The organism is Rhodococcus gordoniae (assembly GCF_001646655.1).
GTDB lineage: Bacteria > Actinomycetota > Actinomycetes > Mycobacteriales > Mycobacteriaceae > Rhodococcus > Rhodococcus gordoniae.
On the sequence record NZ_LPZN01000097.1, the window covers coordinates 1 to 501 of the forward strand.

Here is a 501-nt window from a genome sequence, read left to right on the forward strand (position 1 = left end):
CACCTCTCAGGCTGCATGAACGGCGGATTTGCCTACCATTCGCCCTACCGGCTTACACCAGGTATTCCATCACCTGGCCCAGCTACCTTCCTGCGTCACCCCATCGCTTGACTACTACAATCAGGGTCCCGTGCAGCCATCCCCAGAGCCCCCGAAGGGACACAGGAGACTTTTGGACGGTTAGCACAACTGATTCGCCATTGGGCGCGGATACACGGGTACGGGAATATCAACCCGTTGTCCATCGACTACGCCTGTCGGCCTCGCCTTAGGTCCCGACTCACCCTGGGCGGATTAACCTGGCCCAGGAACCCTTGGTCATCCGGCGGACGAGTTTCTCACTCGTCTTTCGCTACTCATGCCTGCATTCTCACTCGCGTGGCCTCCACACCTGGATCACTCCGGCGCTTCTACGGCCACACGACGCTCCCCTACCCATCCACACCACTGCCGGAGAAACCGTAATCCCTCCGGGGTGTCATGTGAATGCCGCGGCTTCGG

1 rRNA gene is annotated in these 501 nt (G+C 60.1%); it reads right to left on the minus strand.

From position 1 onward, the window contains the following. A 23S ribosomal RNA gene (locus A8G18_RS22055) occupies positions 1-501 on the minus strand; the annotation flags it as partial.